Consider the following 18,065-nt stretch of genomic DNA (forward strand, 5'->3'; position numbering starts at 1 on the left):
TGCGGGACGCTAACCGGGAAGCACGGATTGGGAAAGACGGAAACCGGTAAATTTCGGCCTTCCTGCGATCTGAGCGTATCTTTACTGAAAATTCACTGTTGATCGACGGTCACTTTACCCCACCGTGATGAACAGGTTACACGCAAGGTGTTTCATTTAAGACCTGAAACGACTATGTGACTGCAACTTGTGCCGCTCCGGCACGTGGATTTTGGTGGATTATTGATTGAATGTCCGGCAGGCGCATATGCCGGGCCATTTAGGAGAGACAAAGATCGTGTCGAGCAGATTTCGCCTGAAACACCTTGTTTTACTGTCGCTCATGGCCGTTGTGTCCGCCTGTGCAACCACGCCGCCCGAGGGTGCCTCGCGCAGTGACGTGTTTGACCCGTATGAAAATGCGAACCGGGGAATTCACAAGTTCAATCTGGGTGTTGACCGGTTTCTGTTCCGGCCGGCCTCGAAAGGCTATGTCAAAATCGTTCCTGACCCGATGGTCACCAGTTTCAGCACTTTTGCCGAAAACATCTCGCTGCCCGGTCAGGCTGTTGACTACCTGCTTCAGGGCAACCCGAAACAGATGGGCAACGCCCTGCTGCGCTTTGTGATCAACATGACCGTTGGTGGCTTTGGCCTGTCTTCGCCCGCTGATGAGCTGAACCTGCCACCGGTGGACACGGATTTCGGTGAGACCCTGCATGTCTGGGGAGTGGGTGAAGGCGCTTATATCGAGCTGCCATTCTATGGCCCGTCGACCCAAAGGGATGCGATTGGGGTTGTGGTCAACCTGTTCTCGAACCCGATCAATTTCAGCCCGACCCGCCCCACCGACAACCTTGGCGTCTACGCCGAGATCGTACGGCGCATGGGAGATCGGGGCCGGTTCTCGGACACTGTCGATTCCATTCTTTACGAAAGTGCTGACAGCTATGCGCAGGCCCGCCTGATCTATTTGCAAAACCGCCGCTTCGAACTGGCAAGAGATGACGAAGACGCCTATCTGGACTTGTATTCTGACCCCTATGCCGAAACCGGAACGGACCCGGTCAGGGACCCCTATCTTGACCCCTACGAGGACCCCTATGCCGAATAACGCGTTGAACCGCCGTCATTTTATCGCAGCCGGGCTGGCGCTGGCAGTGCTACCCGTACCTGCCTTTTCCCAGACCGAGGCCGCCGCCAAGGCGCTTGTGACCAGCGTGGTTACCGACATCAACCGGGTGATCGAGTCGGGCAAGTCCGAAAAAGCGATGCTGCGCGATTTCGAAAAGATCTTCGCTCAATATGCCGACGTGCCGATCATGGCGCGCTATGCGCTGGGTGCGGATGCCCGCTCAGCCAGCCCGACCCAGCTGAAACAGTTCACCGCTGCATTTCAGGGTTATATCTCGCGCAAATACGGCCGCCGTTTCCGCGAGTTCATCGGCGGTGAGGTCGATGTTCGCAATGCCCGCAGGATCAAGGCCGGGTTCGAGGTTCGCACGATGGTCAAGCTGCGCGGATCAGCCCCGTTCGATGTGACGTTCCTTGTTTCCGACAAATCCGGCCGCGACAAGTTCTACAACATGTTCATCGAAGGCGTGAATCTGTTGCTGACCGAACGCACCGAGATTGGCGCTATGCTCGATGCCCGCAAAGGCAACCTGAATCAGCTGATCACGGACCTGAAAAAGACGGGTTAAGCCGGTTCCGGCGCAAATGAGCGCCGGAAAACGCGTTTTCTGTGCAATTCTGAAGGGCCAGGCTTGTCTGGCCCTTTTTCGTGAGGGTCCCCTTGGGCAAATCTAGGGCATGTAGCTGCGCACCAGCGCGCCTGCGACCAAACCCCACCCGTCAGCGATCACGAAAAACGCCAGCTTGAACGGCAAAGACACAATAGCAGGTGGCACCATCATCATGCCCATCGACATCAATACCGCCGCAACCACAAGATCGATGATCAGAAAGGGAAGGAAGATCAGGAACCCGATCTGAAAGGCGCGCGCGATCTCGGACAGCATGAAAGAGGGCATCAACACCGATAAGGGGGCCTGGGCAGACAGTTCGATCGCGTCACCGCCGGGGCGCAGGGCCGCCATTGCGTAAAACGTATCGGAATCCAGCCGGTTGGCCATGAAGACGCGAAACGGCTCTAACGCGCGTTCCAGCGCGGGCTCAACCGCCATGGTTTCTTCCATCATCGGGCGTATGCCCGCGGTCCAGGCCTCGGTGAACACCGGGTCCATGATGAAATAGGTCAGAAACAGCGCAAGACTGACCAAAAGCATATTCGGCGGTGATTGCTGCAGGCCAACGCCCTGCCGCAGGATCGACAGCACGGTGATCAGAAACGGGAAACAGGTGATCATGATCGCCAGACCCGGAGCAACGCTGAGCACCGTGATCAACAGGATCAACTGGATGGTGCGGGCCGAGATCGAACCGCCTTCGCCCAGCGACAGGGTCACATCCTGAGCCGCCGCCATTGACGGCAAGGTCACCACCACAGCCAGACCCAGCCAGATCACATAGCGCATCAGCCGATTCCGTTTTGCAGATCTGCAATCTCGGTCAGGCGCACGGCCAGTTGCCCCGCCTGATCGCCCTCCATCTCCTCAAGCACCCCGCGTGCCACCAGCTGATCCCCGACATACAGGTCGACCGGGTCCTCGATCCGCTTGTCCAGGGTCAGCACCGCGTTCTCACCCATGTTCAGCAAATCCCGGATCAACGGGCGGGCGCGGCCAACCGAAACGGTCACTTCAATCGGAACCGTTTCGAAAGGATTGGGTTTTTCGGTTTTCGGGAACTGGGTGTCATTCATTGGACAAAGCCTTTCTTGCCTCAAAGACGTATGCGTCAAATGCCTGTGCAATGGTGGACAGCAGGGCCGCGCAATCAATCTCGCGCCGGCTTGTGCCGACCTGCAATCGCGCCTGTCCAGGCGCCAGGCCAGGGTCTTCGATGACTCGCGGTGCGGAGTGCAGGGTCTGCGGCAGCAGGGATTGCACGGCTTGCGCGCACCCTTCCGGCACCATAATTTGCATCGGTTGTTCGATTTCGACGCGCGCCATCTCGCAAAGTTGTTCGACGATCCGGGCGGCCAGCCCGCGTTCGACCATGTCAGGCAATACGGTCTGAACCAGGCTTTCGAACATCGGTTCCAGAGACAATGTCATCCGGTTAAGCGCCTCGTGATAGGTGAAGGACATATCCTCAAGCGAACCCGCCAGTTCAGCTGAAACGCGGCCGCGGTTCTGTTCCTGCGCCTGCGCGGCATCCTCCCAACCGGCGCCGTACCCGCTTTCGAACGCGGCAAGGCGTTGTTCCTCAAGCGCTTCCTCGTCCAGATACAGAACTGCTCCGGCGCTGGTTCGGGTGGTGAAATCCTCAAGCAGATGAGCGATGGACATCACACGCGCTCCTCACCTTCTTCAAGCCAACTGCGCAGGATCTCGACCGTTTCTTCCTGTTTGTCGCCGATCATTGCGCGCAACCGATCAACCGGGTCCCCGATGGCACTGACCCCAAGCACGGGAACGGTCCCTTGTTGGGGCAGTGGCGTGAACTCTGCCGTTCCGTCCGCCGCGATTTCACCGGTCAGGACCGACGGGGGCGGAGCCCCCCCCTCCGCAGCTGGCAACATCGCCGGGACCATCGCAGGTTTCATCAGGATCGGACGGATCACGAACAACGCCAGCACCAGCGACACCAGCGCCAACGCTGCCATCTGGATCAGTGACATGGCGTCCAGATGGATGTTTTGCCAAAGCGAAGAGGAAACCAGCGTGCCTTGTGGCGCGACCGTCGGTAAATCCAGCGATTTCAGAGTGATGACATCCCCGCGCGCGGCGTCAAATCCCACAGCCGAGGCCACCAGCTCTTCAAGTGCGTCGAGTTCCGTCTGCGGCAGCGGTGTGAAGGATTCAGCGCCCGAGGCATCCACCGCCCGCGTTCCGTTGACCAGAACGGCAACCGTCAGGCGTTTGATCGCACCGGGGGCGGTGTGCACCTCCAGCTCGGTTTCGGAAACCTCGTAATTCACCCTCTCCCGTGTCTGGGTCGCGGTCGAATTCGATTCGTCCCCCCCCGCGCCATCGCCGTCGGGCAGATTTGAGGCCACGGTGACATCGGCTGACTGGTTGCGCGCGCTGTCGGAGCGTTCCTCGACATCTGTACTGATCGCCACCCTGCCCTTGGGGTCAAAGCGCCGCTCACGCAGGGATTCTGTCCTGGTTTCAGTATCGACAGAAACCTCGACAACGGCATTTCCCGTACCAACGCGTGCTTCGACCAGACGCAGAACCCGTTCCCGCAGCTGCCGCGCCTTGTCATCTGCCGTGTCAGCGGCCACGGCGGTGTCCTGCCCGCCAATCACGGACCCGTTCGAATCGATCACAGTCACGCTTTCAGGCGACAGACCACTAACGGCCGAGGCGACAAGAAACCGGATGGCCTTGGCCTGATCACCGGTGATATCGCCCCCCGAGGGCACCAGATAGACCGAAGCTGTCGGTGCGACGCTGCGCTGAAACGGATTGGCAGAGCCATTGGCGATATGAACGCGGGCCTGGCTGACATGCGGGCTGCCCACGATCGTGCGCGCCAGTTCCCCCTCTTTCGCGCGCCAGTAGGCGGCATCAAACATCTGGGATGTGGTGCCGAAGCCGTTCAGCGAATCCAGTAATTCATAGCCCTTGTTGCCGTTGGCCGGCAGACCTTCGCTGGCCAAAGTCATCCGCAGCTCGTCCCGCTGTGCGCCAGAGACGTAAATTGATCCGCCCCGAATCTCGTAGGCCACGCCACGCTGATCCAGCGCACGCACGATATCCCCGGCGGCCCCGCTTTCCAGACCCGCGTAAAGCAGGGTCATCGACGGCGCTGTCGCAAGGCGCGACATTCCGAGGATCCCGAGAAACACCAGCACAACCGCACCGGCAACGACGATTTGTTTACGCCTGTCCAAACTTGCCCAGACAGTTCCGATCTGCTGCACGCTCACCTCCGACTCGCCGACATTCTGCCCGGCGCGTCCTCTGTTTGGACGATTGCCCTTAACAATCGGTTAGTCCCTGCAAGGTTATGACAGGGCAGATCACAGGAATGAGGACGTCATGACAGACGCAGCGGCTGAACAGGCGGAAACCCCGGAAAAGAAGGGGAAAAAAGGAATGATCGTCGGGGTGATTCTGGCCATCGCCGGTGCCGCCGGTGGGTATTTCCTGACCTCGTCCGGGCTGCTGCCGCTGGGAAACAAGGCCGAGAAGGCGGAAAGCCATGAAGTGGACAAGGATGAACCGGCCAAGGCGTTGGCGGATGTTGCCTTTATCGATTTGCCGCCGGTGATCGTTTCGGTGAATTCCGGCGGCGCGCGGCATCTGAAGTTTCACGCACAGCTTGAGGTTAACGCCCCGTACATGACTGACGTGGAAAAAATGCGGCCGCGAATCATGGATGTCCTGAACGGGTACCTGCGGGCCGTCGAATTGAAAGATCTTGAAGATTCACTGGCGTTGATGCGCATCCGGGGCCACCTGCTGCGCCGCATCGAGATTGTCGTTGGCGAAGGTCGCGTGCGCGACGTGCTGGTGATGGAATTTGTTCTGAACTAGGAGGCGAAATTGGAGCTGATTGCGGATATTTTGCTGGTCGCCGGCGCTATGGGTGCGGGTCTGTATTGTTTTGTGCTGTCGCGCCGTCTCAAGCGTTTTGCCGATCTTGAAAAGGGCGTCGGCGGCGCGGTGGCGGTGCTGTCGACCCAGGCGGAAGAGCTGCGGAGATCACTGGATGATGCGCGCAATGCCTCTGATCAGTCGGGCGATCAGCTTAGGGCACTGACGGCGCGCGCCGAAACGGTGGCACAGCGGCTGGAACTCATGATGGCGTCAATGCATGATGTTGTGCCTGAAAAAGACACTGATCCCCAACCCGAGGCAGAGGTTTCCGCGACAAACACCACCGCCGAAGTGCCGGAGGACGTGAAGCACGAAGACAAGCCCGAGCCGCAGACCAGCGAAGCCGCTGCGCCCGAAGAAAAGACACGCGTACCTGAGGGGCTGATGTTCTTTCGGCATGACCGCAAGCAAGGCGAGGCGCAGATATGAGCCGTCCGCGGATCAACACTCCCAACGCACGGCCCCGCGGAGGTGTACTTGCCGTGATCTCATTGCTGATGATCGGCTCGGCTGCCATCCGCATCGGGCTGGAAGCCGGACCCGCCTTTGCCAAACCTGCGAAACCTGAAGCGGAACACGATGAACCCGCCCCGTCCGACACCCGTGACATGCAGGTTCTGCTGACCGAGCTTCTGCGCCGGGAAGAACGTGTCAAACAAAAGGAAGACACGCTGCGCGAGCGGGAAAACGCTCTGGAAATCGCGGGTCAGGCTATCGAGATGCGCATGGCCGCGCTTGAGGAGGCCGAGGAGTCGTTGCGCACCACTCTGGCGCTGGCGGACAGGGCGGCGGAAAACGACCTGACGCGCCTGACCGATGTCTATCAGAACATGAAGCCGAAAGACGCGGCCGCGCTGTTCGAAACCATGGACCCGACCTTTGCCGCCGGGTTTCTGTCACGCATGTCACCGGATGCGGCAGCCGGGGTTCTGGCGGGGCTCAGCCCGGAAGCGGCCTATACGATCAGCGTTGTCATGGCGGGCCGAAACGCCTCGGCCCCGCAGGAATAGCCGCCAGTTTTTGCCGCGGTTGCAACACACATAGCCGGAGATCTCAGATGATTGGAATTGTTGGAATTGTCGTCATTTTCGTGATGGTCTTCGGCGGCTATCTGGCCGCTGGCGGCAAGATGACCATCATTCTGAAATCGCTTCCGTTTGAAATGATGATGATCGGTGGTGCCGCGGTTGGTGCCTTTTTGATCAGCAACGACATCGGTGGCGTGAAACACACGATCAAGGACATGGGGAAGGTCTTTAAAGGCCCGAAATGGAAGCCCGAGGATTACCGCGACCTGTTGTGTCTGCTGTTTTCCCTCATCCGCATTGCCCGCGCCAATCCGGTAGAGGTGGAACAGCATATCGAAGACCCCGGCAGTTCTGACCTGTTTTCGTCCTACCCCAGAATTCAAGCCGACAAGGAAGCGGTTGATCTGATTTGCGACACGATGCGATCGGCAGCAATGAATTACGACGATCCGCATCAGGTCGAAGAGGTTTTGGAAAAGCGGATGGAAGCGAATTTCCACCATGCCCTGCATTCGAGCCACGCCTTGCAAACCGTGGCCGACGGCCTGCCCGCGCTTGGAATTGTCGCCGCCGTTCTGGGGGTAATCAAGACAATGGGGTCCATTGATCAGCCACCGGAAGTACTGGGCAAACTGATCGGCGGTGCCCTTGTGGGTACCTTTCTGGGTGTCTTTCTGGCCTACGGTCTGGTTGGTCCCTTTGCGGCCAAGCTGAAATCCGTGGTCGAGGAAGACAACCACTTCTATCAGCTGATCAAGGAAGTTCTGGTTGCAAACCTGCACAACCACAATGCCGCCATGTGCATTGAGGTCGGACGCCAGAACACACCAACGCATAACCGCCCCGGTTTCTCTGAGCTTGAGGATGCGTTGAAAGAGCTTAAACGGACCGCAGCATGAGGCAAATCGGGATACTGGTTGCAGCATTGATCACGCTTGCAACGGCCGCAACCTCTGAAGAGGTGACTGTGCGGTCCGGTGAACATGAGGGCTACACCCGGCTGGTTTTCAACGTTCCACCGGATACGGGCTGGGTTCTGAGCCAGCGCAAGAACGGTGCCGAGCTGGCAATTGACCTGAAGGGTGTCACATTTCAGACGGGTTCGGTGTTCGGGCGGTTGACATCGGATCGGCTGGCCGCGCTGTCGCAAGCGCAACCCGGCGGGGCGCTGGAGCTGGAATTCGGGTGCAACTGCACCGCGTCGGCGTTCCTGTTTCGAAGCTCGATGATCGTTCTGGACATTGCGCCAGCTATAGCTCTGCCGCCCTTGCTTGCGGATATCCCTCCGCCGACCCGAAAAAATCCGGCAGCGCCGAAACCTGCCCGCCCGGAACACAAGCTTCTTTCCCAGCTGGACCTGCCGCTTTTGACCGGGAAGACGCAAGGGATCAGGGATCAGTTGTCGACCCGTCTGGTGCAAGGGGCGGATCGTGAGCTGCTGGACCTGAATCTGGCACCTGTCGGACCGCGCCGTTCTGCCTCGTCCGAGGCCGTGACGCTGTTACCCGGATTGACATCGAACATCCGCGTGACCTCGGTTCTGGATGATCTGCAGGACATTCTGAACTCTGGTTTGCAGCAGATCGACAACAACCCGGTTTGTATCTCAACGGCTGAACTGGGGTTCACGACATGGTCCGGGACGCGCCCGTTTCCAGAGCAGGTGTCCGCCTTGCGCACCGCCCTGTACAAAGAGTTCGACCGTCTTGACGCGGAAAGTGCGCTGAAATTGGCAAAGCTCTATGCCTATAACGGCTTTGGGGCCGAGGCGCTGAAGGTTTTGCAGTTATTGACCCCCCCACCGGATGAGGCTGGCCGTGTTGAAGGGATTGCACGGCTGGTGGATGAGCGGCCAGCACAGGTGCCAAATCCGTTCAGGGGCCAGCAACGGTGCAACAGCGACGTCGCACTTTGGGCCGTGCTGTCCGAAGGTCAACTGGCACCTGACGCACCTCTTGAAGCCATCGAACACAGCCTTGCAAAGCTGCCTGAGCATCTTCGCCGCCACCTTGGCGCGCGGCTTTCGGACATCCTGACAAACTCGCAGGAACTGGAGGCCGCGCGCAGGATCATGCGTTCGGTCGACCGGGTTGAACAGAACCCGTCCCCGAACGCCACGCTGGCCCGGGCTGGCGTCGCCGAAGCCGAAGGCGACAGCGCCCTTGAAGAGGCGCTGCTGACCAAGGTCACGACCTCGGCCGGGGCCAAGAGCGAAGCGCCGGTGGCTTTGGCGCGGCTGGTGGAAAAGCGGTGGTTCGACCGCAAGACCGTGTCCTCCAAGGAACTTGAACTGGCCGCGTCTTACGCGATCGAATTCCGGCGATCCGATCTGGGCCCGATGATGAACCGCACCTATGCGATTGCTCTGGGTCTGAGCCAGGATTTCGACAGCGCATTCGATGTGATCCAATCTTTGCCAGACGGCCCGGACAGCAACAGCGCCATCAATCGTCACCTGCAATTGCTGGCGGAGCGATCCGACGACCTTACCTTTTTGCGTCAGGTTACGCTGGTGCAGCAGTCAGGTCACATGGCGGCGCTATCCACGGATACCGCGATTGTACTGGCCGAACGCCTGGCCGTGCTTGGCTTTGCCGACCAGGCCGTTGCGCTGACAAACAGGCCTGAAGATCAGGCCCGGCGGTCAGAGCGTGCCCGTCTGCGCGCCCGCGCGGCCTTGCTGTCGGACCGCCCGCAACAGGCCATGCTTGAGCTGGCCAATGATACCTCGGACGAGGCGCTCGTCCTGCAGGCGCAGGCGTTGGACAAGGTGCAGGACTATGCGGCGGTGGCCGAACTCATGCAGAACCGCGGGCAACAGGAAGAAGCAAACCGATACCTATGGCTGGCCGGGTTACCGGAGGAAAGGATTGGGCCCTCTGACGGAAAGTACGCAAGCCTCAACCAAACCTCCGAGGCCCTTTTGGCCCCGCCGGTTCGCGTGTCAGGCAAGCCGTTGGCGGATGCGGGAAGCCTGCTGGAGGACAGTCTGGCAACGCGTCAGAGGATCGTCGAAATGCTGAACACGGTCAGGGGGGAGTAAGGTTTCCCAGCCGACCAGACCAGTTGCACGGATCGATGCAGGCGGGACGGGGCGCGGTTCACGGTTCTGGTGAATCAAAAATCAGCGGTGTCAGGTCTGCATACCGCGCGCTTTTGTCCGGCCAGCCAAGTATCACTTGACGGATGCGGTCGGCACGATCCTGTCCAAGCACGGGGGCCGCAAACTGCGTATACTTGGCGATGACATCGTCCCGTGACATGGGGGCCTCGGGGCCGCCGCGGGCATGAATATCCCCGGATTTCAGAACACGGCCACCCGTTGTCGTGATCGTGACGTCTGCCCAGCGCCCTTCGGGAAACCGGACGCTGTGGTGTTCGCTTTCCGCGACCGTGATACGGGACATCAGATTGGCGACCGCAGGATCAGACAGGCCAGACCCTGAGATATGTTCAACGCCGATGCGCCCGTAAACAGCCTGAACTGCCACGGCAAATGGCAGGGAATACTGCGCTTGCGAGGTTGTTTCGGGCAGCCCCGCAAAAAGGCAGGCCGCCTGATGAAAGCTGTTGATATGCAACGCTTCGATCTGCGCGCTGGTCAGGTCATGCGCGATCATGACAGCGCGCACGCCATCAATCGCGGCATGGGCCCAGCGACAGATCGGATAGGGTTTCACGTATTGATGTTCGACCTGCCAAAAGGTGCCCAGATCATTCCAGTAGGGTGTGACCTCTTCCGCCTCGATGGTGATGGCGGGCGCACCGGTAAAGCCGCGTTCGGCCAGAACAGCGGCGGAAAGCCCTACCATCGCGCCCCAGCCCGACCCGTCATGCAGCATTGTGGGGTTGGCAATCTCGCGCATCATCTGGCTGCGTGGACCGTGATATTCGGCAATTCCCATCGCCTGCCGCATCTGGTCGACAGAAAATCCGCGCAGGCGCGCCGCCATCGCAACCACGCCAAGCGCGTTCCAGGCACCGGATGTGTGGTAATCGCTGACACTGGCGTGCAGCGATAGGCCCGCGCGCCCGGCCACCTCGTACCCGGTAACGACCGCCGCCAAAGCCTCGGGTCCGGTCAGGTTCGGGCAATGTTCGGCCAGTGCGGTCAGCGTTGGCAACACAACCACCCCGATATGGCCCTTGGTTGGGTTGTATCCATCGTGACCATCCAGATTGTCGGTCTGCGTGGCGGCGGCATAGGCGGCACCCGCCATGCTGACGGTACGGCCATCGAATAGCATCCGTGCGCCATATGCAGGATCCGTGCTGGCATAAAGCAATGCCGCCGTGTCCCGCGCGATCACGCCTGCCTGCATCGGGCCGGATGCGATCAGGATCCCCATCGTGTCGAGCATCATCAGCGCCGCAGCCTCTAGTGCGCTTTCAGGCATGTCCGAGACCGCGCGGGTCAGCGTGAAATCGGCAACCCTGGAAAATGTATTTGTCTGCGGGTTATGCGTCATGAGAGCTCTCCTGTCGGGCGGGGCCGGTACAGGAAAGTCAGCCACAGGTAAGGGCGGGCTGGTACTCTGTTCCCGACGCCAAATGTCGGGAACAGAGGAAAACGAACGAAGAAGAGGCCCTAGTAAGGGGCTTCGACGACATTCATGGAAACGTAGACCGTTTTCATTTCCGAAAAATGGTTGATCGCCAGCTTCGAATTCTCGCGTCCGACACCCGACATTTTCGATCCGCCGAACGGGGCTTCGACCGGGGCAAGGTTATAGGTGTTGATATAACAGGTTCCCGCCTCGAACCCGGCCACAACACGGTGCGCGCGGGTCAGGTCATTGGTGAAGACGCCTGCGGCCAGACCAAATTCGGTGTCATTGGCACGGGCCATGACCTCGGATTCCGTGTCGAAATCCAGCACCGACATGACGGGGCCAAAGATTTCCTCGCGCGCGATGGTCATGTCATCGGTCACATCAGCAAAAACGGTTGGCTGCATGTAGAAACCGCCGCCTTCGATCCGGTTGCCGCCAAAGACTAGCCTTGCGCCCTCGGCCCTGGCTTTGTCGACGTAGCTCAGCGCGATGTTCAACTGGTTTTCGCTGACCATCGGACCAAAGCTGACGTCCTCGTCCAACGGATCGCCGATTTTGGCATTGGCCAGACGTTCGGACAGGCGTTTCAGGAAGGCATCCTTGATCCCTTTTTGCACAAAGACGCGGGTACCGTTGGAACAGACCTGGCCCGATGAATAGAAGTTGCCAAGGATCGCGCCGGACACCGCGTTTTCGATGTCGGCATCGTCAAAGACGATCATCGGAGATTTGCCGCCCAGTTCCATGGTCACGTGCTTCATACCGTCAGCCGCCGCGGCATAAACCTTGCGGCCTGTCGGCACCGATCCGGTCAGCGAGACCTTGGCTGCACGCGGATCGGTGACCAGTGCGGCCCCCACGTCGCCATAGCCCTGAATCACGTTGTAGACACCCTTGGGTGCACCTGCCTCGACCAGAATTTCGGCCACTTTCAATGCTGAAAGGGGCGTGGTTTCCGAAGGCTTGAAGACCATTGTGTTGCCGCAGGCCAGCGCCGGGGCACCTTTCCAGCAGGCAATCTGCGTGGGATAGTTCCACGCCCCGATGCCGACGCAAACACCCAGCGCCTGACGGATGGTGTAGACGAAATCGCCACCGCCCAGCGGAATATGCTCGCCGGTCAGAGAGGCGGCCAACCCGCCGAAATATTCCAGCGCATCTGCACCCGATGTGGCATCTGCCACCGTGGTTTCCTGAATCGGTTTGCCGGTGTCATGGGTTTCCAGAACCGACAGGTCGTAGTTGCGGTCGCGCATAATGTCGGCCGCGCGGCGCAGAATGCGGCCGCGTTCTGTTCCGGTCAGTGCGGCCCAAGCTGCCTGAGCGGTTTTCGCGCTGTTCAGAGCCTTTTCTACAATCGCCGGTGTCGCCGAATGCAGACGGGCAATCACCTCGCCGGTAGCGGGGTAGATCACGTCAATGGCCGCGCCATCGGTATCCTCGACATAGGTGCCGTCGATGAAATGGCTGGCCTTGGGCTGAAACTTCATACCGTGTCCTTTTCGCTCGACCCCGTCCGGGCGGGGCATTTGGTCATTTTGAATCGGCCCTAATGGTTATTGACTGGCCAGTCAATAAAATCATCCAAGCGGCAAGGTCACGCCTGCCACCGCGCACAAATCTTGAAATTCTTTGGTTAATGTTCTATATATGTTCCACACAGTCAGAGGACAAACCGATGACCCAGCACATGCGCCACGCGGCCCTGAACGGGCCAAACAATGACTACCACCTGCTTCCGGTAACAGACCGGCAGATGCGATATGCGCGCGCCATTGCCGAGAAATCAGCGCTTGAGATCCCGGTCGAAGTTCAACGTGACAGGCGATTGTTGTCCGACTGGATTTCGGCCCACAAATCATGTGGCACCTCGCAATTCGACAATTACCCGACGGGCAAGCAGGTGGCGTTCGCTGAACGGATTTCACGCAGCAAGCGTCGCCCGATCCCGTCCGAGTGTTTTCGAGACAAGAAAATGATGTCCCGCTGGATTGACCACAACAGATAACCCTTATTTAGGGTCTTCTGGCGCATGATTGCGGGTATATAGCGCAACCGCAGCCGCAACAAACATTCCCAGCAGAATGTAACCGGTCACAGCCTCGGACACGGCAAGCCCGCGGCACAGGCCGGTCGGGGACATGTCGCCATACCCGACCGTGGTGAAGGTGACATATGAGAAATACAGGACATCCCCCGGACCCTGCGCCCCGACCACACAATTATCGTTGTACCCAAAAGCTCCGTAGACGGCGGCGAACAGGAACGGGACGACCTGGATGAATGACACACCCATCAGGAACAAAAGCCGTCGCGGCGATGTAACCTGGGTCATGTAATACCAGGATTGCGACACCAGCCAGATCAGCAGGCCAACCGACGCGATTGTTCCGATCATGTCACCCGCAGCGGTTTCGTTAAGACGCGATAGCCCGAACCAGGCAAGAAAACTTGTCAGAACCAGCCCCAATGCAGCAATCAGGGTCGATTTCCATTCTTCCAGAGTTGTGGGTTTGCGGTGCATGAACGCCCTCTCAGCCTAGTCTGACGGTGATCATCCGACCTAAAGCAAGGGCCTGCAACCCGCTTTCAGTCCTGCCGCAAATGCGGCTCGCCCCGCTTGCGCGCAAGCACTATCTGCTTTTGCCGTTCACGAAAGCGCATCTTGTCAGCCTCGGAGGTCTCGTCGATGCATTGGTGACAGGACACGCCATGTTCATATTCGGGGCGTTTCATATCCTCGGGCAGGATCGGGCGACGGCAGCCATGGCACAGCTTGTGCGGCCCTTCAACAAGGCCGTGGCCAACCGAGACGCGGTTGTCGAACACAAAACATTCACCCTGCCACGAGCTGTCTTCGGATGGCATCTCTTCAAGATAGCGCAGGATGCCACCTTTGAGGTGATAGACATCATCTACCCCCTGCCCCAGCAAATAATTGGTGGACTTCTCGCACCGGATGCCGCCGGTGCAGAACATGGCAACGCGTTTGTTGTGAAAGCGGTCCTTGTTCGCCTCCCACCAGGCAGGAAATTCGCGGAAGCTGGCTGTTTCAGGGTCTATTGCGCCTTCAAACGTGCCGATCGCCACTTCGTAGTCATTGCGGGTATCGATCACCACGACATCGTCCGAACGGATCAGATCATTCCAGTCCTGCGGATCGACATAGTTGCCGACACGGGCGCGCGGATCGACATCCGGCTGACCCATGGTCACGATCTCTTTCTTCAGGCGCACCTTCATCTTGCCGAAAGGCGGATGGTCCGAGGTCGCCTCTTTCCACTCCAGATCCGAGCAACCGGGCAAGGCCCGGATATGTGCCAATACCGCATCGATCCCGGCGCGTGGACCTGCGATGGTGCCGTTGATACCTTCCTGCGCCAGCAACAGCGTTCCCGTGACGGACTGCGCGCGGCACAGATCAAGCAACGGTTCGCGCAGTGTGACGGGGTCTGGGAATCGGGTAAAGTGATAGAGGGCAGCGATCGTGTACATATGCGCGATCTACCCCCGCAAACCCGGAGTCGCAAGGGATTGCATTGACGCCCCGGCCCCTGCCCCCTACCGATAAGGCAGTTATACGGAGGCCGCCATGACCCATGCCCTGCTTGTCATCGATGTCCAGAACGATTTCTGCCCGGGCGGTGCCTTGGCAGTGGCCGGAGGAGACGAAATCGTCGCGTCTATCAATACCATGATGGAGGAGTTCGACGCCGTGATCCTGACGCAGGACTGGCATCCGGCGGGGCATTCTTCCTTTGCCAGCTCGCACAAAGGCAAAAACCCGTTCGAGCTGATCGACATGCCTTATGGCCCGCAGGTGCTGTGGCCGGACCATTGCGTTCAGGGCTCAAACGGTGCTGCGTTTCACCCCGAGTTGCGCACTGATGGTGATTTGATCCTGCGCAAGGGGTTCCGCAGTGGCATCGACAGCTACTCCGCGTTCTTCGAAAATGACCATCAGACGCCAACAGGCCTGAAAGGCTATCTTGAGACCCGAGGCATCACCCGTTTGACACTGGTTGGATTGGCGACCGATTTCTGCGTTCACTATTCGGCTGTAGACGCTGCCCGGTTGGGATTCGATGTCACAGTCCGGATGGATGCCTGCCGCGCGATTGACATGGACGGATCACTGGCTGCCGCCGAGCAGGCCATGCGCGACGCCGGTGTTACGCTGACCTAAGGGGTCGCCCCGGCAGCCGCCAGCAGTTTGATCGTCACAAACAAAACAACGGCCAGCCCAAACGCCAGCCCGATACGCCCCGAAATAGAACGCCGACGGTCCGAAACAGGCTGCTGTGGCTGTGGCGGTGGTTTGCGCACCTGACGCGTGCGCACGATCCCGGCCATGGGCTGCGCCATCCGAATGTAATTCAGAAAATCCCACAGGTTGAACTCGCCGCAATATTCCCCCTGAACGCCGCGCGATTTTATGTTCTCAAACAGAGAACGCAGAATCCTGACCCGGTCCACCTGATCTTCGGCCGGAAACACACCGGGCACGATGCCGCTGTTCCGCGACTCGAGGCTGAACCCGGCATCCAGGAAAATCTTGCGGATTTTCGGCGATGTTCCCCGTAGCGCATCTGCTGTTCTGATGTCGCGAAACACCGCACACACCTGGCGTTCCACGTCAGAGTCTGACCCCAGCTTTTCCGGGTCAATTTCGTTCAGTGCTACATTAACAATATCAAAATCGTACTCGAGACCCATTCACAAACTCAGTTTCGTCTTTCCATCCCCTTCTCTCACTAACCGGCGAAAACAATGCACAATATGCCCGTATTGTGACGTCATGCTGGCATTGTCACCAAATCAGCGACTCTTGCCATTCCCGTTGTCGATTGATCTAACTACGGAAATCGCAGGAGTTCCCCATGGTCGACATCGCGACCCGCGTCTACAATCATAAATGGAAGATTGACCCGATTGTCCGGTCTTTAATCGACACAGACTTCTACAAACTGCTGATGTGCCAGTCAGTGTTTCGAAACAAGCCCCAAACAAATGTGGTGTTTTCCCTGATCAACCGGTCGAATCACGTGCCTTTGGCCCGTTTGATCGATGAAGGCGAGCTGCGGGAACAGCTGGATCATATCCGCTCGCTTAGTCTCAGCCGGGGGGAAAGCACCTGGCTACGGGGCAACATGTTCTATGGAAAACGCCAGATGTTCCGTTCCGATTTCATGGAATGGTTCGAGAATATGCGCCTGCCACCCTACCACCTTGAACGCAAAGGCGATCAGTATGAACTGACCTTCGAAGGCAAATGGCACGAGGTCATGTTGTGGGAAATTCCGGCGCTGGCGGTGCTGATGGAACTGCGCTCGCGTGCGGTGTTGAACGACATGCGCCGGTTTGCGCTACAGGTGCTATATGCCCGCGCGATGACCCGCGTATGGGAAAAGATCGAAAAGCTGAGCACGATCAACGGTCTGGGTATCGCCGATTTCGGCACACGACGACGGCATTCCTTCCTGTGGCAGGATTGGTGCGTGCAGGCGATGATCGAAGGGCTTGGCCCCGCGTTTACCGGAACCTCAAACTGCCTGATCGCGATGCGGCGTGAGGTTGAGGCCATCGGCACCAACGCGCATGAGCTGCCGATGGTCTATTCCGCGCTGGCCGACACCGATGCCGAACTGGCGCAGGCCCCTTATGACGTTCTCAGCGATTGGCATGACGAACATGACGGCAATCTGCGCATCATTCTGCCCGATACCTACGGCACCAAGGGCTTTCTGGACAACGCGCCCGACTGGCTGGCGGGCTGGACCGGTATTCGCATCGACAGCGGTGATCCGGCCACCGCCGCCGAGGTGGCCATCGACTGGTGGAAAGCGCGCGGTGAAGACCCGACCCAGAAACGGATCATTTTCTCGGACGGGTTGGATGTGGACAAAATCCAGGAATTGCATGCGCAGTTTGCTGACCGCACCAAAGTATCCTTTGGCTGGGGCACCTTGCTGACCAACGATTTCCGCGGTCTGGTTCCAAATGACGCGCTGGCACCGTTCTCATTGGTCTGCAAAGCCGTATCCGCCAATGGACGCCCGACGGTAAAGCTGTCGGACAACCCGGAAAAGGCGATGGGCCCGAAGGACCAGATCAAACGCTATAAGCGGGTGTTTGGCGTTGGCGCTCAGGAGGCGATCGAGGTGATTGTCTAAGCCAAGGCACAATATCAAACACTTAACCTCAATTCATATGATGCCGGGACTAAACGACTACAGACTGGCGTCGGCGGGATCGGCGATATGGTTTTCGAGGTATTGCAGCACGATGTTTTCGGTGATGGCGCCGTTGGTGGTTGAGAAATACCCCCTGCCCCAGAACCGGCGTCCACAGTAGCGACTGCGCAGCGCGGGAACTTCCCGTTGCACTTTGTGAGACGAACGGCCCTTCATCTTGCGCACCAGACCCGAGATGGCAATCTTCGGCGGCACCGACACGAACAAATGCACGGGGTCGCTCAACAACACCCCGCGCAAGATGTCGACCTCGTTCTCGTGGCAGACCTGACGGACGATGGCGCGCACCCGCAGGCGCACCGCACCGGTCAGCACCTTATAGCGATACTTGGTCGACCAGACGATATGGTACGGTGATAGAAAACGCAGTGCTTGCCAATATCATAACACGATTCTCCGCACTGAATCGGGCCCGACCGGAAGTCGAAGGGTTTGCGTCAAAGCGTGGATACTGAAACTTGTGGTGCCGCTGAAGGGACTCGAACCCCCGACCCCATCATTACGAATGACGTGCTCTACCAGCTGAGCTACAGCGGCGCCTTGAGTCATCCGGATCTGGTCTCTGCCGGATGAGAT

19 protein-coding genes, 1 tRNA gene and 1 pseudogene are annotated in these 18,065 nt (G+C 58.9%); 10 read left to right on the plus strand and 11 right to left on the minus strand.

Features of this window, described 5'->3' with window-relative positions; translation table 11 throughout:
- Window positions 1-322 precede the first annotated feature (322 nt).
- Together ACR0CE_RS08440 and ACR0CE_RS08445 are read left to right on the plus strand one after the other, a co-directional pair.
- On the plus strand, window positions 323-1,093 hold the full coding sequence (locus tag ACR0CE_RS08440) for an MlaA family lipoprotein (protein WP_480484606.1): 771 nt from the start codon (window positions 323-325) through the stop codon (window positions 1,091-1,093).
- The gene (locus ACR0CE_RS08445) at window positions 1,083-1,682 is read left to right on the plus strand and encodes an MlaC/ttg2D family ABC transporter substrate-binding protein (protein ID WP_480484563.1); all 600 of its coding nucleotides are present in this window, start codon (window positions 1,083-1,085) and stop codon (window positions 1,680-1,682) included. The genes ACR0CE_RS08440 and ACR0CE_RS08445 overlap by 11 nt, the downstream gene beginning before the upstream one ends.
- Before the next feature lie 102 nt (window positions 1,683-1,784).
- On the opposite strand, the gene fliP is transcribed toward ACR0CE_RS08445, so the two are convergent.
- The 4 genes from fliP to fliF are packed head-to-tail and all read right to left on the minus strand — an operon-like array spanning window position 1,785 to window position 4,975.
- The gene (gene fliP, locus ACR0CE_RS08450) at window positions 1,785-2,516 is read right to left on the minus strand and encodes a flagellar type III secretion system pore protein FliP (RefSeq protein ID WP_480831877.1); all 732 of its coding nucleotides are present in this window, start codon (window positions 2,514-2,516) and stop codon (window positions 1,785-1,787) included.
- Window positions 2,516-2,803 carry a FliM/FliN family flagellar motor C-terminal domain-containing protein gene (locus ACR0CE_RS08455; RefSeq protein ID WP_267364617.1) on the minus strand — a complete coding sequence of 96 codons (288 nt, stop codon included), beginning with the start codon at window positions 2,801-2,803 and terminating at the stop codon, window positions 2,516-2,518. Before ACR0CE_RS08455 ends, fliP begins: the two co-directional genes overlap by 1 nt.
- Window positions 2,796-3,392, minus strand: a complete 597-nt coding sequence (locus ACR0CE_RS08460) for a FliH/SctL family protein (RefSeq protein ID WP_480831879.1) — start codon at window positions 3,390-3,392, stop codon at window positions 2,796-2,798. The genes ACR0CE_RS08455 and ACR0CE_RS08460 overlap by 8 nt, the downstream gene beginning before the upstream one ends.
- Window positions 3,392-4,975: a flagellar basal-body MS-ring/collar protein FliF gene (fliF, locus tag ACR0CE_RS08465; protein WP_480831881.1), complete on the minus strand. Its 1,584-nt coding sequence runs from the start codon at window positions 4,973-4,975 to the stop codon at window positions 3,392-3,394. Before fliF ends, ACR0CE_RS08460 begins: the two co-directional genes overlap by 1 nt.
- A 118-nt stretch (window positions 4,976-5,093) precedes the next feature.
- Between fliF and ACR0CE_RS08470 the strand changes: the two genes are divergently transcribed.
- The 5 genes from ACR0CE_RS08470 to ACR0CE_RS08490 are packed head-to-tail and all read left to right on the plus strand — an operon-like array spanning window position 5,094 to window position 9,725.
- Window positions 5,094-5,591: a flagellar basal body-associated FliL family protein gene (locus ACR0CE_RS08470; RefSeq protein ID WP_480831883.1), complete on the plus strand. Its 498-nt coding sequence runs from the start codon at window positions 5,094-5,096 to the stop codon at window positions 5,589-5,591.
- 9 nt (window positions 5,592-5,600) lie between these two features.
- Window positions 5,601-6,083 (plus strand): DUF6468 domain-containing protein, encoded by a 483-nt coding sequence (locus ACR0CE_RS08475; protein ID WP_480831885.1) that lies wholly within the window; start codon window positions 5,601-5,603, stop codon window positions 6,081-6,083.
- Window positions 6,080-6,664 (plus strand): MotE family protein, encoded by a 585-nt coding sequence (locus tag ACR0CE_RS08480; RefSeq protein ID WP_480831887.1) that lies wholly within the window; start codon window positions 6,080-6,082, stop codon window positions 6,662-6,664. Before ACR0CE_RS08475 ends, ACR0CE_RS08480 begins: the two co-directional genes overlap by 4 nt.
- Before the next feature lie 47 nt (window positions 6,665-6,711).
- On the plus strand, window positions 6,712-7,581 hold the full coding sequence (gene motA / locus ACR0CE_RS08485) for a flagellar motor stator protein MotA (RefSeq protein ID WP_480831889.1): 870 nt from the start codon (window positions 6,712-6,714) through the stop codon (window positions 7,579-7,581).
- A complete protein-coding gene (locus ACR0CE_RS08490; RefSeq protein WP_480831891.1) occupies window positions 7,578-9,725 on the plus strand; it encodes a hypothetical protein in 2,148 nt (715 codons plus the stop codon). Before motA ends, ACR0CE_RS08490 begins: the two co-directional genes overlap by 4 nt.
- A 58-nt stretch (window positions 9,726-9,783) precedes the next feature.
- On the opposite strand, the gene ACR0CE_RS08495 is transcribed toward ACR0CE_RS08490, so the two are convergent.
- Together ACR0CE_RS08495 and betB are read right to left on the minus strand one after the other, a co-directional pair.
- Window positions 9,784-11,151, minus strand: a complete 1,368-nt coding sequence (locus tag ACR0CE_RS08495; protein ID WP_480831892.1) for an MmgE/PrpD family protein — start codon at window positions 11,149-11,151, stop codon at window positions 9,784-9,786.
- A gap of 119 nt (window positions 11,152-11,270) precedes the next feature.
- Entirely contained in the window at window positions 11,271-12,725 is a 1,455-nt protein-coding gene (gene betB, locus ACR0CE_RS08500) for a betaine-aldehyde dehydrogenase (RefSeq protein ID WP_480831894.1), read from the minus strand.
- Between the two features lie 188 nt (window positions 12,726-12,913).
- Between betB and ACR0CE_RS08505 the strand changes: the two genes are divergently transcribed.
- On the plus strand, window positions 12,914-13,243 hold the full coding sequence (locus ACR0CE_RS08505) for a hypothetical protein (protein WP_480518051.1): 330 nt from the start codon (window positions 12,914-12,916) through the stop codon (window positions 13,241-13,243).
- Window positions 13,244-13,246: 3 nt separating this feature from the next.
- Here the strand turns inward: ACR0CE_RS08505 and ACR0CE_RS08510 are convergent, their stop codons facing one another.
- Together ACR0CE_RS08510 and trhO are read right to left on the minus strand one after the other, a co-directional pair.
- Complete coding sequence (locus ACR0CE_RS08510) at window positions 13,247-13,759, minus strand: potassium channel family protein (RefSeq protein WP_209505145.1); 513 nt, start codon at window positions 13,757-13,759, stop codon at window positions 13,247-13,249.
- Between the two features lie 65 nt (window positions 13,760-13,824).
- Window positions 13,825-14,730, minus strand: coding sequence for an oxygen-dependent tRNA uridine(34) hydroxylase TrhO (trhO, locus tag ACR0CE_RS08515; RefSeq protein ID WP_480487027.1), 906 nt, complete (start codon window positions 14,728-14,730; stop codon window positions 13,825-13,827).
- A gap of 97 nt (window positions 14,731-14,827) precedes the next feature.
- On the opposite strand from trhO, the gene pncA reads away from it, so the two are divergent.
- Window positions 14,828-15,421, plus strand: a complete 594-nt coding sequence (pncA, locus tag ACR0CE_RS08520) for a bifunctional nicotinamidase/pyrazinamidase (protein ID WP_480487026.1) — start codon at window positions 14,828-14,830, stop codon at window positions 15,419-15,421.
- Here the strand turns inward: pncA and ACR0CE_RS08525 are convergent.
- Window positions 15,418-15,951: a hypothetical protein gene (locus ACR0CE_RS08525; RefSeq protein WP_480484547.1), complete on the minus strand. Its 534-nt coding sequence runs from the start codon at window positions 15,949-15,951 to the stop codon at window positions 15,418-15,420. The genes pncA and ACR0CE_RS08525 overlap by 4 nt on opposite strands.
- 164 nt (window positions 15,952-16,115) lie before the next feature.
- On the opposite strand from ACR0CE_RS08525, the gene pncB reads away from it, so the two are divergent.
- Complete coding sequence (pncB, locus tag ACR0CE_RS08530) at window positions 16,116-17,408, plus strand: nicotinate phosphoribosyltransferase (protein ID WP_480831898.1); 1,293 nt, start codon at window positions 16,116-16,118, stop codon at window positions 17,406-17,408.
- Window positions 17,409-17,465: 57 nt separating this feature from the next.
- On the opposite strand, the pseudogene tnpA reads toward pncB, so the two are convergent.
- Both tnpA and ACR0CE_RS08540 read right to left on the minus strand, forming a co-directional pair.
- Window positions 17,466-17,896: pseudogene (gene tnpA / locus ACR0CE_RS08535) on the minus strand (IS200/IS605 family transposase).
- 54 nt (window positions 17,897-17,950) lie between these two features.
- A tRNA-Thr gene (locus ACR0CE_RS08540) sits at window positions 17,951-18,026 on the minus strand.
- Between the last annotated feature and the right edge of the window lie 39 nt (window positions 18,027-18,065).

This window comes from Ruegeria sp. L11, from assembly GCF_056531755.1.

What these genes read in the sequence shown, in the direction of transcription:
- ACR0CE_RS08490 (WP_480831891.1), top strand. Translation starts at nt 7,578, where the DNA reads ATGAGGCAAATCGGGATACTGGTTGCAGCATTGATCACGCTTGCAACG.
- ACR0CE_RS08480 (WP_480831887.1), top strand. Translation starts at nt 6,080, where the DNA reads ATGAGCCGTCCGCGGATCAACACTCCCAACGCACGGCCCCGCGGAGGT.
- ACR0CE_RS08470 (WP_480831883.1), top strand. Translation starts at nt 5,094, where the DNA reads ATGACAGACGCAGCGGCTGAACAGGCGGAAACCCCGGAAAAGAAGGGG.
- ACR0CE_RS08445 (WP_480484563.1), top strand. Translation starts at nt 1,083, where the DNA reads ATGCCGAATAACGCGTTGAACCGCCGTCATTTTATCGCAGCCGGGCTG.
- ACR0CE_RS08510 (WP_209505145.1), bottom strand. Translation starts at nt 13,759, where the DNA reads ATGCACCGCAAACCCACAACTCTGGAAGAATGGAAATCGACCCTGATT.
- betB (WP_480831894.1), bottom strand. Translation starts at nt 12,725, where the DNA reads ATGAAGTTTCAGCCCAAGGCCAGCCATTTCATCGACGGCACCTATGTC.
- ACR0CE_RS08495 (WP_480831892.1), bottom strand. Translation starts at nt 11,151, where the DNA reads ATGACGCATAACCCGCAGACAAATACATTTTCCAGGGTTGCCGATTTC.
- ACR0CE_RS08455 (WP_267364617.1), bottom strand. Translation starts at nt 2,803, where the DNA reads ATGAATGACACCCAGTTCCCGAAAACCGAAAAACCCAATCCTTTCGAA.
- ACR0CE_RS08525 (WP_480484547.1), bottom strand. Translation starts at nt 15,951, where the DNA reads ATGGGTCTCGAGTACGATTTTGATATTGTTAATGTAGCACTGAACGAA.
- pncA (WP_480487026.1), top strand. Translation starts at nt 14,828, where the DNA reads ATGACCCATGCCCTGCTTGTCATCGATGTCCAGAACGATTTCTGCCCG.
- ACR0CE_RS08460 (WP_480831879.1), bottom strand. Translation starts at nt 3,392, where the DNA reads ATGTCCATCGCTCATCTGCTTGAGGATTTCACCACCCGAACCAGCGCC.
- pncB (WP_480831898.1), top strand. Translation starts at nt 16,116, where the DNA reads ATGGTCGACATCGCGACCCGCGTCTACAATCATAAATGGAAGATTGAC.
- motA (WP_480831889.1), top strand. Translation starts at nt 6,712, where the DNA reads ATGATTGGAATTGTTGGAATTGTCGTCATTTTCGTGATGGTCTTCGGC.
- fliP (WP_480831877.1), bottom strand. Translation starts at nt 2,516, where the DNA reads ATGCGCTATGTGATCTGGCTGGGTCTGGCTGTGGTGGTGACCTTGCCG.
- ACR0CE_RS08440 (WP_480484606.1), top strand. Translation starts at nt 323, where the DNA reads ATGGCCGTTGTGTCCGCCTGTGCAACCACGCCGCCCGAGGGTGCCTCG.
- trhO (WP_480487027.1), bottom strand. Translation starts at nt 14,730, where the DNA reads ATGTACACGATCGCTGCCCTCTATCACTTTACCCGATTCCCAGACCCC.
- ACR0CE_RS08505 (WP_480518051.1), top strand. Translation starts at nt 12,914, where the DNA reads ATGACCCAGCACATGCGCCACGCGGCCCTGAACGGGCCAAACAATGAC.